The organism is Roseivirga sp. AWQ4_251, assembly GCF_056158225.1.
Map to the genome: position 1 here is coordinate 1047100 of NZ_JBSWSW010000002.1, position 13691 is coordinate 1060790.

Sequence of the window (13691 nt, forward strand, 5' to 3'; positions counted from 1 at the left end):
TCAATTTCTTTTAAACAGTGTAATTTATTAAATATTCAATGAATGTCGTTTAAGTAAAAGGCGATTATTGTCGTTTTTAAAACCTCCTTCTTGCTTAGATGTTCAAGAGTTTGAAAGTGTTACCCTATTCGCGCAGATTTCTTCAACTCATTACTTCCTTCAACACCTCAAGCGATTTTATTTCATTCAAGCCAGCCACGTGTATTTGATAAAACTTAATGATATGAGAAAGTATATCTCTTCTCAATTGGCTTCCCAGCTGAATTTCGCTCCCCAAAGGTAGGTTCATTAAGTCTGAAATTAAGCTTCTTTCTGCTTCTAATGTTCTAAAATGAAGTCCGTATTCCGCCAATTCGGCTATAAAAGCCTCAGCTGATTCGGGTTGAAAACCTAAATGCGCGCTGCATTTCATCAAAAACTGTAAGTGGAAATTACTCACCGACTTCTCCATATGATCGAAAATCATGATGGCCTGAAATACATAGTTGAACAAATCGTGATTTTCAGATTCCTCTCTTAAAATCTTACTCAATATTTCTGTAAGAAAAATGCTGACCCCAGTTTTTATGGGTTCGAAAGGAATGGAAGAAAAGGCAAAGTGAAATTTAGCTTCTGAAATGCGTTGAATATCCTTTCCGGGTTTGTGGTACACCACCAAATCTAGCAAACTCAAAGGCTGATAAAGCGCCATTTTACCCCGAGCCTTTGGGCTACGAGTTCCGTTAACAATATAACTTTGCATACCGAATTGCTCGGTAAAAATTCTCACAATAATGGAAGTTTCTCTGTACTTCACATAGTTGAAAACGATGCCGCGCGTGCTATGCAACATTAGATTACAGCGATTTTGCCAACAAAGGTCTGGGTTCCGTCCGCATTAGAACTAAACACCAAATAAATACCGGTGCTCACCCTTTGGCCATTGTAGTCGCGGCCATTCCAAGTGGCGGTGCTTCCAAATGCTTGAGCTTCGCGAACCAATTTGCCAGAAACATCGGTAATCTTCAGCTTGGCATTGTTTGCCAAACCTTGAATAACCACAGCATTGTTGAAATCCTTGGTAACAGGATTCGGGTAAATTTCCACATTTTGATGTGCGAAAGAACCTTCTGTAGCATCGCTTCTGAAGGAAACCAAACCTTGATCTGTACCCATGAAAACTTCGCCAGTCTTATTGTCCACCAGCAAACTGGTGATTTTATTGGAAGGCAGCGGACTATTTTGCACCGTAAAATGATGCACAAGTTCCTCGCCCGTTTCGCTGAAAAGCCAAACACCGTTGTTATTCGTTCCAAACCATTTTCTATTGGCAGCATCAATGGCAATGCTGGTTATATATTCTTCGCGAAGCAAAAGTCTGTTTTCGTAAATCGGGATGCTTGCCGTAATCGATTGGCCCTTTAAAATGGCATCGGGATTTGGGAAAAAAGCAATGCCTTCATTCGTACCAACCCATATAAATAAGTTCTGATCCGTAACCATGGAAGTGATGTAATTGCCCGGCAATCCACCTTGACCTCCGTTGGTATTTAAGTAACGTTCGCTATCCGAAGTCTCGTTGAAAACTACAATCCCTCCACCTTGATTTGGGTCTACAGCTAGCCATTTATCTGCGTTAGGAGCCACAAACACATCCAACGCATATTTTGCGCGCGAATTCCCCAATGTATAATTCTGCCAAATGTTATCTGCTATATTCCACTGATAAAGCGAATTGGTAGCGCCATAATTGGTAAGCCAAAGCGACTGGTTTTCCAAAGCCATTCCCGTGAGCTTAAGGTTTCCCGTCAAATTTTGAATGGGAACAGACGAGAAACTTCCGTCAGAAAATTGATACAATCCGTTTTGAAAAGAGGAAAGCAATAAGCTTGGATTTTCATTTTCACCTGTAAATTCAGCGTCAGTGAAATCCATGATAGCGGTTCCATTCGATTTCAGCTCGAATGAAGACCACCCTTCTGAAGGAATGAAAAAAGAAACCGCAGCATTTAGGTTAAGTGGGCTTATTGATTCGGAGTAGCCTCCTGCAATCTTAACGACTGCATCGTTCTGCTTATTCAACAGCCAATTTTCGTCACTGAATGGGCCAGAAGGTTTATAAGATTGTTCAGAAGAACCACTGATTTTTAAAAGCCCTTGCATGCCATCGCCTATCCAAATAGCTTCATTGGTAAGAAGAATTTTATTTCGAAGAACTGCCTGATTTTCGAACTGATGAAGGGAAGACAATTCTTCTTCTTCCAATTGAAAAACACCTTCCGAAGTGAGTAATAAGAGGTTGTTATTTTGCTGCGATAAATCCCGGATTTCCTGTGAAGCAGAAGTAAGAAAAGTCCATTCGTTATTCTGATTGATAAAAATATCAGCTCCGGCACTGGCATAAAGCGTTCCATTTACCGCTTCAATATTTTCAAAGTCAATCCCGGTAAATGCTCTTTTCCAGTTGTTAAAATCCTGACGATTTCCCCCAAGCATACTTGTGGAAAGAATTCCATCTTCCGTAGCGGCATAAAGGCTGTCCTGCGCAAATAGAATTTCTGAAACAGCAAGCGCATCTCCATTCGGTCCAATATTTTGATACAACTCTATGACTTCACCCAAGGCCAGATCAAGAACTACCGTTCCCAAACCTCCATTGAAATAGGCCTTTCCGGCCTGAAAAGTGATACTTCTGAAAGTTTTATTCTGAGTAGAAGAAGCTTCTAAAACGGTTTTAATGTTTGTGATTCCATTTTCAGAAAGCAAATCGATGTTGCCGTTTGCATAACCTACGGCCAATATTTTATCAGCTTCAGAATAACCAATGGCGCCAATGCTAACATCGGACAAACCATTATTTTTTGTAAGTCGATTTACTGAACCTTCTGTTAAATCGAGAAAAAACAGACCATTCGGGGAAGCTGCGTAAATGAGTTCATCGGCCTTAGCGAGATCGATTACGTTATTATAACTGATGTGCGAACGCCAAGTGAAAACGGGAATGCTGCCTTGGGCTAATGCTTTTAAGGGCAAAAGTCCTGTGCAAATCACAATAAGCAAGGCAGACAGTCGCTTAATCACTTCTTTCGATTCTTCTTTTCTTCTAAACCTTGATAGAAATACTTTCTGTTTCGGGCTTCATAAATGTCAGTTTCGCCCAATTCCACAGTTTTTTCCGAATCGGAAAGCTTGTATGAAAAAGAAGCCAAACTTCCACTTACCGAGCAAATGGCATGAAGCTTAGTAACAAATTCGGCAATGGCCAGCAAATAAGGCATTGGGCCGAAGGGATTTCCTTTAGCGTCCATATCGAGGCCAGCCACAATTACACGCTTACCATTATTTGCTAAAGTGCGACAAACATCTACGATTTGATCGTCAAAAAACTGGGCTTCATCAACGCCAACCACATCGCATTCGCCTGCTAACAAAATAATATCCGAAGCAAACTGCACTGGCGTTGACCGAATGGCCGTTCTGTTGTGCGAAACCACGTTTTCTTCGTCATAACGCACATCAATAGCCGGTTTGAATATTTCTACCTTCTGTTTAGCAATGGTCGCCCTTCTCATTCTGCGGATCAGTTCTTCGGTTTTACCCGAAAACATGCATCCACAGATCACTTCAATGGAGCCTGAAGCGTGTTCTCCTGCAATATTTCCCTGGGGTTCTAAAAACATATCAATCAGAATAAGCCATATGCGGAAACTTATTGGTCTCGGCCACCCTCACCACTACATCGCCACAAGGCACAGTTTGGCAAGCTAAACGTTCTCCCGGTTTAAGTTTACCTAAATCATAGAATTTTTGTTCGCATTCATTCACGGGCGAAAGTTGTTCTTTACCTTCAACCACAATAATTTTGCAAGTAGTACAGCGGCCCTTTTTTCCGCAAGCGTGCATCCAGTCAATGCCGTTTTCGTGAATAATATCCAGTACCGTTTTTGAGTTATCAATGTTGGTGACCTCTTTATTATTCAGGTTTTCAATAACGATCTTCGCCATAATTTCTAATTTACAAATCAAAAGAAATAAGCTATGAGCTACAAATTAAAGCATGAATCTATCTCCGGTTTTTCAACAGAAGTGGCCTCAGAAATCTGCGATCGCTTCTATTCATCTCAGAATCGGATGACTGGAGAGGCTTTAATGAACCTTACGGATTCCAAACAGGTGAACTCATTTCTTATTAAAGGGCTGTTTGCACAGTGGCAAAAAGAAATTGTCAATCTTAAAAGTCCATATTTTAATTATGATGAACCCGAGGTTCAAAAGGCTTTAAAAAGCTTTATGAACACGCTTTCGAACTTTATTAGTGTGGAAAGGCCTCACTTAGAACCGCTTTTGGTAGAAGCTTTGGCCGATACCGTTAGGCTTACCTTTGACGCCCGCGATTATATTATCGACAGCTTACCGTTGTTCGATAAAGTCAACTTTTTAAAAGCTGAGTTAAGATATTTCAAAACCCATAAAGAAGCGCTTAAAACCCTAAGCGAACGTATGGAAAATGGAGATTCTTCTGAAGAAATCAGGGCAAAAATGGACGCTTTGGTGTATAAGTTTGAAAGTGCCGACCCAGGTTTGTTTCTGAAAGAATTGAATGCTTTCTCGCATTTAACCCAATTGTTCGAAGTTGTGGCCGATGAGGTAGTGGTGAAGAGCAAACCAACACCTGCTCCCGCTTCTGTTTCTGCACCAGAACCTGTGACTGAAACGCCAAAACCAGAGCCTCAACCTAAAGTTACTTCTGAAGAAAGCTCAAAAGAAACCATAAACGATAGATTCAACGGTAAATCCAGCGGTTTGACATTGGCCGAAAAGCTTCAGAAAAGTGTGAATCAATCCATTGAAAAGAGCCTGACTCTTAATGAGCGGATTATGTTCACGAATGCGCTTTTTGGAGGCAAGAAGGAATTGATGAGCGAAGCCCTTACAGCTATAGATTCTTCAAATACTATGCAAGAAGCTATGACTACGGCCAAGCGCTACAATCAAAACTGGGACATGGAAAGCGAAGAAATGGAAGCTTTTATGCAAGTTTTGGAAAGAAGATTTAATTAAAAACCAACTACCTCACCAACACCTGAGTACGGTGCATATCGATTTTAAGCAGAATAAAGAGCATTACCGTAAAAGACCACAGCGATGAACCTCCATAGCTAAAAAATGGCAGTGGAATACCTACCACAGGAAAAAGCCCGATAGTCATGGCAATGTTGATGGTGAAATGGAAAAAGAAAATACAGGCAATGCAATAGCCATATATTCTAGCAAATTGAAACTTTTGCCTTTCGGCAATGGCCACAATCCGCATTAGTAAAACTAAAAACAGCAAAATCAACACAAAACAGCCTAACCATCCATGTTCTTCGGCCAAGGTACTGAAGATGAAGTCTGTGCTTTGTTCAGGCACATAACCATACTTGGTTTGGGTTCCTTCTAAAAAGCCCTTTCCAGAAAAACCTCCGGAACCAATGGCAATTTTTGACTGGTTCAGATTATAGCCCGCTCCCAAAGGGTCGACAGCATTCGAATCGAAAATAACCAGAATACGATCGCGCTGATATTTTGGCGCCAAGTTGTAAAAGGCGTAACCAAAGCCATAGGAAAAGCCCATGCTGACGACCACTAGAATCAAAGTAATTACGATGTTCTTCCCCGATTTTGAAGTAGCCAAAATCCATAACAAGCCTACCACTCCGATTACAATAGCCACCGTAGTGAATGGCAAAAGGATGGTCATAACACCTACAGCTGCGCAAGCTCCTCCCACAATCAAATAAATAGGAGGCATCCCTTCTCTAAAAAGAGGAAACAGAAATGAGAAATAAACCAATGCTGAACCTAAGTCAGGTTGAAGCATGATAAAACCAACTGGCAAAAAGACGATAATAAAGCTGACTAGTTGGTGCTTAAAAACTGTGAGTTTTACGTTGTTATCCGATACATATTTGGCTAAGAACAAGGCTGTAGCCAACTTTGTAAACTCGGCAGGTTGAAGCCTAAAACCTCCCCCCAATTCAAACCAAGCTCGTGCTCCATTAATTTTGGCCCCGAAAACCAGAACCAACATAAGAAGCAATACAAAAAAGGCATAGAAAAAGGGGGCAAAGGATTCGTAGATTCTAAAATCCAGAAGCAGCACGATAAAGATCAGAACCACCGAAGTGAAAATCCACAATAGCTGTTTTCCCGAGTTTAAGTCCAGATCAAAAATGTTGGAGGCAGTTTCAGGATCGTAAACCGAAGCGAAAATATTGAACCAGCCCATGATCACCAAAATGGTGTAAAGTAATACTACGGACCAGTCTAGATTTTTAAATATTGATTGTGATCTGTTCAATTTATTTCTGAATTGAGCTTTCTCTGCTTTTCTTGCTTAATTTTTTCCAACTTCCTCTTTTGCTCTTCATCCAAGAAATCTCCCTTCAGAACAAACTCTTCGCGGTTACGCCAATCCTTTTCAATATAGCCTTTAAGGTACATTTCCATTACCAAACTGGCTGTACTGGCGGCCGCTCTACTTCCCCACCCTGCATTTTCAACATATACTGAAATTGCAATTTTTGGATCATCAACAGGAGCAAAAGCCATGAAAACCGAATGGTCCATGTTTTCATCTTTAAGGCCATTTTCGGCCGTTCCTGTTTTTCCAGCAATAGGAATTCCCTTAATAGGCGCTCTGTAAGCATGATTTGCCGCTCGAATCATTCCCTCAATAATAGCAGGATAGTAATCAGACCCCTTACCCGTGTAGTTCTTCTCAAATTCAATATTTTCAGTAACTCCATCTTTCTCCAAAGCTTTTACCAAATGAGGTTTGATATAGTAACCTCGATTGGCAATAATGGCAGCCAAATTCGCTACTTGAAGCGGAGTAACTGTAAGCTCGCCCTGCCCAATTGAAAGCGAATAGATGGTTCTGTATAGCCAACCTCTTTCTCCGTAAAGTTTATCATAATAAGAAGCTGTAGGCACTAAACCCGGGTCTTCTCCTGGAATATCAATTCCCACGAGGCCACCAAAACCGAAACGTCTTACTGCATTTGTCCAGTTTTCCATCCCCAAGTGTGTGTCTTTGTAAGGATTTGAATTTTGGTTCTGGTTAATCACTCTTCTCATCACTTCATAGAAGTAGTTGTTGGAAGAAAGCTCAATTCCTTTGGCTACATCGTAATAGCCCGCGGGAGCATGGTCTCCTAAGTTTGAAAGATCACAATAGATTTCTTCGTTAGGTTGAATTACACCCTCATCTAAGCCAATAAGCGCCTGAACCGTTTTGAAAACCGAACCTGCCGGATAACGCGCCATATGTGCTCTGTTGAAAAGCAATTTTGAGCTGTCAGAAGCAATTTGAGCATAATTCTTCGCGAAGTTTCTTCCTGAAAGATCGTTAGGATCATAAGCAGGTGAAGAAGCAAATACTAAAATTTCACCTGTTGATGGTTCAATGGCCACAACACTGCCCGTTTTTCCTTCCAGAAGTTTTTCGGCATACATCTGCAAGTCCATATCGATGGTGGTGATTAGGTTTCTGCCAGGCACGGATGCGGTATCAAGAGCGCCATCTTTAAACGATCCTTTTTCAATTCCACGAACATTTACCTTTTTGTAGCTTACCCCTCGCTTTCCTCTCAGTTCCTTCTCATAATAACGTTCCAAGCCTGTCAATCCAAGGTTATCCCCAGACCGGTAGTAACCAGAAGTATCGCGGTCTAGCTGGTTTTTGCTAATTTCACCGGTATAGCCGAAGCCATTGGCCATAATAGGTTCCGTGTAGCTTCTTACGGTACGCGGGTTTACATAGAATCCATTGTATTTGTAAAGCTCATCTTGAATTTTGGCATATTCTTCTTGCGAAACTTTTTTAAGAAATGCTGAAGGCTTTACCCACGAATACTTTTTGCTAGCCTGCATGTTGGCTTCAAAAACGGACCTTTCGATCCCCAAAAGCTCACAAAACTGAAGGGTGTCGGAAATAGAAACTTCTCTCGGAACCACCATCAAATCGTAAATGGGTTCGTTGTACACCATTAAGTTTTTCTTACGATCGTAAATAAGCCCACGAAAAGGATAATTGATGATTTTTTGAATCACATTTCGATCGGCCTTGGTAGCGTAATCTTCATCAATTACTTGAATAGCAAAAAGCTTGACCAGAAATACCAAGCCTATAAAGATGAAAATGCCTTGAATTACATACCTTCTATTGTCCCACATTACCTTTTCTCTTTAGCATAAAAAAGATACTGAATAGCAAGCATAAAAACCAGTGTAAAAGCTGTTGAAATGGCTGTTTTCGCCAAGGAAAGACCAATTAATCCTGCTGCGGCACCTTCAATCATAAACACGGTTAAAGCATGAATAAAAACCAAAGGCAGCGCATAAGTCAAAAACCAACCTAAACCATAATTGCCAACAGTTGGCAAATCGCCCACTTCATAACCACTTCGGGGCTTGTTCATGCTCATCCAATAAGGGCGAATAAACATAATGAAAACAGAAGCTGCGGAATGAATGCCCAGCGTGTGGTAAAATATGTCGACCAAAAAGCCACTCAAAAGGCCAAGCAACATGGCTGATATGAAGCCAATTTCTTGCGGTAGCATGAGCAAAAAGAGCACATACAAAAAGCAAAAGCCCATACCAAACACTACAAAATGCTGAAGAATTAGCACTTGAATAGCGATAAACACCAAAAAGGTGAAGGCCAATATGATCGTATTCCTACTCATTGTTGATCAAGCGGGTTTGCCTGCTGTAATGAATCTATTTCTTGGCGATAAATATTCTCGATGACATAAACGTAAGAAAGCATGCCAAAATTGGCACTTAGCGTTACTGAAATGTCCAAGTCTCTTTGATTGGCATCGGGTTCAACTTTAGCGACAGTACCCACCATTAAACCTTTTGGATAAATAGCATTGAAGCCTGAAGTCACAATGGTATCGCCTACGGCCACGTTTACATCGCGCGTAACGTACAGCAGTTTGGCTTCGTGCGGATTACGGCTGTCACCATCCCATTGAATGGTACCAAATCGGCCGGAGTTTTTGTGTTCAGCAGAAACTTGATTCTTGGCATTCAACACTGAAATTCCCACCGAAAAATTCTTCGATACCGAAATAATTTTACCCACAACCCCCTTCTGATTAATTACCCCTTGGCCTTGCTTAATGCCATCTTTTAAGCCCTTATCAATAGTAAAGAAGTTATTGGTTTGGCGAATGGAATTATCAACGATTTCGGCCATAGTAAGCTTATACTGAACCGAATCGGTAGTATCAGGTTCAATTTCATAAACCTCCAATGTATCTAAAGGAATTTCAGGCTGCTGAAGCAACAACTGCTTGAGCCTTGCATTTTCTTCTGCCAACTCTCTGTTTACAGCGCCCAAAGTGAAGAAATCGGAAATGTTATCCGTGGTTTCATTCACAGAGCCTACAAAACCAGAGGCCACCCTAAAATAGGCAGCCCGTTGATAGTTGTTATGAGATACGATGAGCCACACACATAGCAGCTCCAGAGTCAGAAATGTGAAAAACGCTCTATATTTATAAAGAAAGGCTAATAGCTGACCCATTCATTAATTAAGTCATTAGCACCGCTCTGTACGAGTCAATATTTTTAAGGGCTTCGCCAGTTCCTCTTACTACCGCTCTCAATGGATCGTCAGCAATATGGATCGGAAGCTTGGTTTTCAAAGCCAAACGCTTGTCCAAACCTTTAAGCAAGGCACCTCCACCAGTAAGGTGAATACCACGATCGTAAATATCGGCTGAAAGTTCTGGTGGCGAAATTTCAAGGGCTTTAAGCACAGCTTCTTCAATTTTAGAAACCGACTTATCAAGTGCGAAGGCAATTTCAGAATAAGAAATCTTGATCACCTTAGGAATACCCGTCATCAAATCACGACCTCTGATTTCGTAATCTTCTGGCGCGTCATCCAATTCTGTTAAGGCAGAACCAATGGCAATTTTCACCTTTTCGGCAGATCTTTCTCCAATCAAAAGGTTATGCTGCCTTCTCATGTAATCCAAAATATCCTTGGTGAAGGTATCTCCTGCTACTCGAATCGACTGATCGCAAACAATACCAGAAAGGGCAATTACCGCAATTTCGGTAGTTCCTCCTCCGATATCCACAATCATTGACCCCATAGGTTCGTCAATCTTAATTCCCGTACCAATGGCCGCAGCAATTGGTTCGTAAATCATGTAAACCTCTTTGGCGTTAGCGTGTTCTGCAGAGTCTCTAACCGCACGTTTTTCCACTTCGGTAATTCCTGAAGGAATACAAATTACCATGCGATGCGATGAAGGCATAAAGCTTCTTCTGTTTAGGTCGATCATTTTGATCATCCCTTTAATCATCAGTTCAGCCGCTTCAAAGTCTGCAATTACTCCATCCTTCAATGGTCGGATGGTCTTAATATTTTCGTGAGTTTTCTCGTGCATATTCATCGCATCCTTACCAATAGCCAATACCTTGTTGGTATTTCTATCAATGGCAATGATGGATGGTTCGTCTACCACAATTTTATCCTTATGAATAATCAGGGTATTGGCGGTACCCAAATCTATGGCAATGTCACTTGTCAGAAAGTCGAAAAACCCCATGTCCAGTCTGTCTCCTATATTTTATGAGAATGAAAGTTACGAATTAGCCGCAATTTCCATTCGTGTTGAAAAATCTTTTAATGCTTAAAATGTCTCGTTCCTGTGAAGACCATAGCCATGCCATTTTCATCACAGAAATTGATAGAAAGTTCGTCTTTAATTGAACCTCCTGGTTGAATTACCGCGGCAATTCCTTCTTGGCTCGCAATCTCCACACAATCTGGGAATGGGAAGAAAGCGTCTGAAGCCATCACAGCTCCATTCAAATCAAAACCAAAAGCTTTTGCTTTTTCGATGGCTTGTTTCAGCGCATCTACACGCGAGGTTTGACCCACTCCGCTAGAAAGCATTTGACCTTCTTTAGCCAAAATGATGGTATTTGATTTGGTGTGTTTGCAAATTTTGCTGGCAAAAACCAAAGCTCTATTCTCGCTTTCAGTAGTTGCTTTTTTGGTTACTTGCTTAAAGCCAGAAGCTTGGTCGGTTACCAAGTCTCTATCTTGAACAATCACACCATTCAACAAGCTTTTATACTGCTTGGTTGTGCTCAAGTTCTGCTTCTTCACCAACAAAATTCGGTTTTTCTTTCCTTTCAAAAGTTCAAGAGCATCTGCATCAAAAGCTGGTGCAATTAAAACTTCAAAGAAAAGAGAATGTAGTTCTTCAGCAGCAGCTAAGTCGATGGTTTGATTGCAAACCAAAACGCCACCAAAGGCACTGATCGTATCTGCTTCGAAAGCTTTTAAGTAAGCTTCTTTTACAGAATCGCCTGTAGCTACGCCACAAGCATTGGTATGTTTTAAAATGGCAAACGCATTTTCGTCTTCGCTAAACTCTTCGATAAGAGAAACCGCAGCGTCAATGTCTACCAAATTATTGTAAGAAAGTTCTTTCCCATTCAATTGCTCGAAAAGCTCGTTCAAAGGACCAAAGAATTCACCTTTTTGATGTGGGTTTTCTCCGTAACGCAAAGTTTGACCGCTTCTTTCGCTTACCTTGAAACTCTCAACTGCTTGGTCTTGATTAAAGTAGTTGAAAATTGCTGAGTTGTAATGCGAAGAAATGTCGAAAGCCTGAGCCGCGAATTTCTTTCTATCAGCTAAGTCCGTAGCACCTGCTTTGGTGTCTAGCAATTCTTGAAGTGCAGGATACTGTTCGCGAGAAGAAACAATCAGCACATCTTTGAAATTCTTGGCCGCAGCTCTGATCAAAGAAATACCTCCAATATCAATTTTCTCTATAATATCTTGCTCCGAAGCACCAGAAGCTACGGTTGCTTCAAAAGGATATAAATCCACAATTACCAAGTCGATTGATGGAATTTCAAATTCTTTGGCTTGATCTAAATCTCCTTCATTGTCTCTTCTGTGAAGAATTCCACCAAAAACTTTAGGGTGAAGGGTTTTTACTCTTCCTCCAAAAATTGAAGGATAACTTGTTAAGTCTTCTACAGCAATTACACCAACTCCTTGTTCTTCAATAAAACTTTGTGTTCCTCCAGTTGAATAGATTTCGACACCTAATTCGCCTAATTTTTTAACAATTGGGGCAAGGTTATCTTTATGAAAAACAGAAATTAATGCGGATTTTATTTGAACCTGAGACATTTAGGTTGAATTTTAATTAAGTCGCAAAACTAGACATTTTAGTGCTGATTAAGAACTAGATTCTCAATCACTTTAGGATAATTTTCGTGTTCTAAGATTTGAACCTTTCTGGCAATTTCCTCGGGCGAATCTTCAACCTCAATTTGACAAGCAAACTGGGCAATTATTTGGCCCTCGTCATAGTGCTGATTTACCCAATGAATCGTGATTCCTGATTCAGTTTCTTGAGCTTGTTTCACCGCTTTATGGACATGCATACCATACATTCCTTTACCCCCAAATTTGGGGAGAAGTGAAGGATGAATGTTGGTGATTTTTTCAGGAAATGCATCCACAAAACTTTCTGGAATAAGCCACATAAAACCGGCTAACACCACAAGGTCAACCTTTTCATTTATTAGCTTTTCCACAACCTTCTGCGATTCGTAAAAATCGGTTCTAGAAAACACGAAAGTAGGAATGGCATATTTTTCTGCACGCTCCAAAACCAAAGCATTGGGTTTATTGCAAGCTAACAGAACGACTTCTGCCGCCTCGTGATCTTGAAAATGATTGAATATTTTTTCGGCATTCGAGCCGCTACCTGATGCAAAAACTGCAATTCTTTTCTTACTCATATCAACGCCATGCTGACAACGCCCATCAGCATGATTAATTTACAAAAGGTGCTTAGCCGATTAAAATCCTTAACCTTGTCGGCTTTGTAAATGGCAAAGATGAGGAAAATCATAATAACTGAAAGCCCAATGGGAAGAATGATGTTAACGGACTGCATTAATAGAAATACGGTAACTAAATATATCATTGCAATACCATAAATCACCCATTTGGTTTTGGCCACTCCCAAAACAATAGGCAGGGTTTTGCAACCGAAACGCGAATCGCCTTTCAGGTCTTCCATATCTTTAATGATTTCTCTGATCAGCGTAATGAATGCAGCAAACACTGCATAGCATAAAATCAGATATTCTCTTTCTCTGAAATATTGGCCTACTACAAACAGAGTTGCTCCAGTCAATAAAGCAATGCTAAGATTGCCCACGAATGGCATTCGCTTTAGCTGATTAGAGTATAACCAAAGTAGAAACGTAGCGCCAAAGTTGATAACGCCAATGATGGGATCTACTAAAAAGCCAATGGCCACGGCTATAATGTTGAGAATGGTATGGAAAATTATGACCCATCTGCGCTTTAAAGTCTTGCCTACTTGCACCCGATCGGGCCGGTTGATGTAGTCAATCTTTATATCGTAATAATCATTAATTAAGTAGCCTGCAGCAGAAATCAGAATGGTTGATGAAACCACTAAAAACAAACCTTTATCTGAAACAATTTGAAGAAAGCTGTTCTCTTTTCTCAATAGAAAAAGAGCCGTAAAATATTGGGTTAAACCTACGATAAGCAAGTTCATTCCCCGAATCATTTTCAGGTAGTTCAGCAAAAACAAGGGCTTGTTCAGGGCAAGTCTAATCATCAATAGCAAATA

13 protein-coding genes are annotated in these 13691 nt (G+C 40.7%); 1 reads left to right on the forward strand and 12 read right to left on the reverse strand.

Annotated features, from left to right (window positions below; all coding sequences use genetic code 11):
* Nucleotides 1-142 precede the first annotated feature (142 nt).
* From recO to ACXACJ_RS18745, 4 genes are read right to left on the reverse strand one after another with little or no spacing between them, the layout of a single operon-like run.
* Nucleotides 143-832: a DNA repair protein RecO gene (gene recO / locus ACXACJ_RS18730; protein WP_475135947.1), complete on the reverse strand. Its 690-nt coding sequence runs from the start codon at nt 830-832 to the stop codon at nt 143-145.
* On the reverse strand, nt 832-3060 hold the full coding sequence (porZ, locus tag ACXACJ_RS18735) for a type IX secretion system anionic LPS delivery protein PorZ (protein ID WP_475135948.1): 2229 nt from the start codon (nt 3058-3060) through the stop codon (nt 832-834). Before porZ ends, recO begins: the two co-directional genes overlap by 1 nt.
* Nucleotides 3057-3659 carry a thymidine kinase gene (locus ACXACJ_RS18740; RefSeq protein WP_475135949.1) on the reverse strand — a complete coding sequence of 201 codons (603 nt, stop codon included), beginning with the start codon at nt 3657-3659 and terminating at the stop codon, nt 3057-3059. The genes porZ and ACXACJ_RS18740 overlap by 4 nt, the downstream gene beginning before the upstream one ends.
* Before the next feature lies 1 nt (nt 3660).
* Nucleotides 3661-3984: a 2Fe-2S iron-sulfur cluster-binding protein gene (locus ACXACJ_RS18745; RefSeq protein WP_475135950.1), complete on the reverse strand. Its 324-nt coding sequence runs from the start codon at nt 3982-3984 to the stop codon at nt 3661-3663.
* A 33-nt stretch (nt 3985-4017) separates the two neighbouring features.
* Between ACXACJ_RS18745 and ACXACJ_RS18750 the strand changes: the two genes are divergently transcribed.
* Nucleotides 4018-5040: a hypothetical protein gene (locus ACXACJ_RS18750; RefSeq protein ID WP_475135951.1), complete on the forward strand. Its 1023-nt coding sequence runs from the start codon at nt 4018-4020 to the stop codon at nt 5038-5040.
* 7 nt (nt 5041-5047) lie between these two features.
* Here the strand turns inward: ACXACJ_RS18750 and rodA are convergent, their stop codons facing one another.
* The 8 genes from rodA to ACXACJ_RS18790 all read right to left on the reverse strand — a co-directional run bounded on the left by rodA (nt 5048) and on the right by ACXACJ_RS18790 (nt 13616).
* A complete protein-coding gene (gene rodA / locus ACXACJ_RS18755; protein WP_475135952.1) occupies nt 5048-6322 on the reverse strand; it encodes a rod shape-determining protein RodA in 1275 nt (424 codons plus the stop codon).
* Nucleotides 6319-8199: a penicillin-binding transpeptidase domain-containing protein gene (locus ACXACJ_RS18760; protein ID WP_475135953.1), complete on the reverse strand. Its 1881-nt coding sequence runs from the start codon at nt 8197-8199 to the stop codon at nt 6319-6321. Before ACXACJ_RS18760 ends, rodA begins: the two co-directional genes overlap by 4 nt.
* Entirely contained in the window at nt 8199-8714 is a 516-nt protein-coding gene (locus ACXACJ_RS18765; protein ID WP_475135954.1) for a Rod shape-determining protein MreD, read from the reverse strand. The genes ACXACJ_RS18760 and ACXACJ_RS18765 overlap by 1 nt, the downstream gene beginning before the upstream one ends.
* On the reverse strand, nt 8711-9562 hold the full coding sequence (gene mreC, locus ACXACJ_RS18770; protein ID WP_475135955.1) for a rod shape-determining protein MreC: 852 nt from the start codon (nt 9560-9562) through the stop codon (nt 8711-8713). Before mreC ends, ACXACJ_RS18765 begins: the two co-directional genes overlap by 4 nt.
* A gap of 7 nt (nt 9563-9569) precedes the next feature.
* A complete protein-coding gene (locus ACXACJ_RS18775; RefSeq protein ID WP_475135956.1) occupies nt 9570-10598 on the reverse strand; it encodes a rod shape-determining protein in 1029 nt (342 codons plus the stop codon).
* A gap of 77 nt (nt 10599-10675) precedes the next feature.
* A complete protein-coding gene (gene purH / locus ACXACJ_RS18780; RefSeq protein ID WP_475135957.1) occupies nt 10676-12205 on the reverse strand; it encodes a bifunctional phosphoribosylaminoimidazolecarboxamide formyltransferase/IMP cyclohydrolase in 1530 nt (509 codons plus the stop codon).
* A gap of 38 nt (nt 12206-12243) precedes the next feature.
* A complete protein-coding gene (purN, locus tag ACXACJ_RS18785) occupies nt 12244-12822 on the reverse strand; it encodes a phosphoribosylglycinamide formyltransferase (RefSeq protein ID WP_475135958.1) in 579 nt (192 codons plus the stop codon).
* On the reverse strand, nt 12819-13616 hold the full coding sequence (locus ACXACJ_RS18790) for a geranylgeranylglycerol-phosphate geranylgeranyltransferase (RefSeq protein ID WP_475135959.1): 798 nt from the start codon (nt 13614-13616) through the stop codon (nt 12819-12821). The genes purN and ACXACJ_RS18790 overlap by 4 nt, the downstream gene beginning before the upstream one ends.
* Nucleotides 13617-13691: the final 75 nt, after the last annotated feature.

What these genes read in the sequence shown, in the direction of transcription:
- recO (WP_475135947.1), bottom strand. Translation starts at nt 832, where the DNA reads ATGTTGCATAGCACGCGCGGCATCGTTTTCAACTATGTGAAGTACAGA.
- ACXACJ_RS18740 (WP_475135949.1), bottom strand. Translation starts at nt 3,659, where the DNA reads ATGTTTTTAGAACCCCAGGGAAATATTGCAGGAGAACACGCTTCAGGC.
- ACXACJ_RS18745 (WP_475135950.1), bottom strand. Translation starts at nt 3,984, where the DNA reads ATGGCGAAGATCGTTATTGAAAACCTGAATAATAAAGAGGTCACCAAC.
- ACXACJ_RS18750 (WP_475135951.1), top strand. Translation starts at nt 4,018, where the DNA reads ATGAGCTACAAATTAAAGCATGAATCTATCTCCGGTTTTTCAACAGAA.
- ACXACJ_RS18760 (WP_475135953.1), bottom strand. Translation starts at nt 8,199, where the DNA reads ATGTGGGACAATAGAAGGTATGTAATTCAAGGCATTTTCATCTTTATA.
- ACXACJ_RS18765 (WP_475135954.1), bottom strand. Translation starts at nt 8,714, where the DNA reads ATGAGTAGGAATACGATCATATTGGCCTTCACCTTTTTGGTGTTTATC.
- mreC (WP_475135955.1), bottom strand. Translation starts at nt 9,562, where the DNA reads ATGGGTCAGCTATTAGCCTTTCTTTATAAATATAGAGCGTTTTTCACA.
- ACXACJ_RS18775 (WP_475135956.1), bottom strand. Translation starts at nt 10,598, where the DNA reads ATGGGGTTTTTCGACTTTCTGACAAGTGACATTGCCATAGATTTGGGT.
- purH (WP_475135957.1), bottom strand. Translation starts at nt 12,205, where the DNA reads ATGTCTCAGGTTCAAATAAAATCCGCATTAATTTCTGTTTTTCATAAA.
- purN (WP_475135958.1), bottom strand. Translation starts at nt 12,822, where the DNA reads ATGAGTAAGAAAAGAATTGCAGTTTTTGCATCAGGTAGCGGCTCGAAT.
- ACXACJ_RS18790 (WP_475135959.1), bottom strand. Translation starts at nt 13,616, where the DNA reads ATGAACTTGCTTATCGTAGGTTTAACCCAATATTTTACGGCTCTTTTT.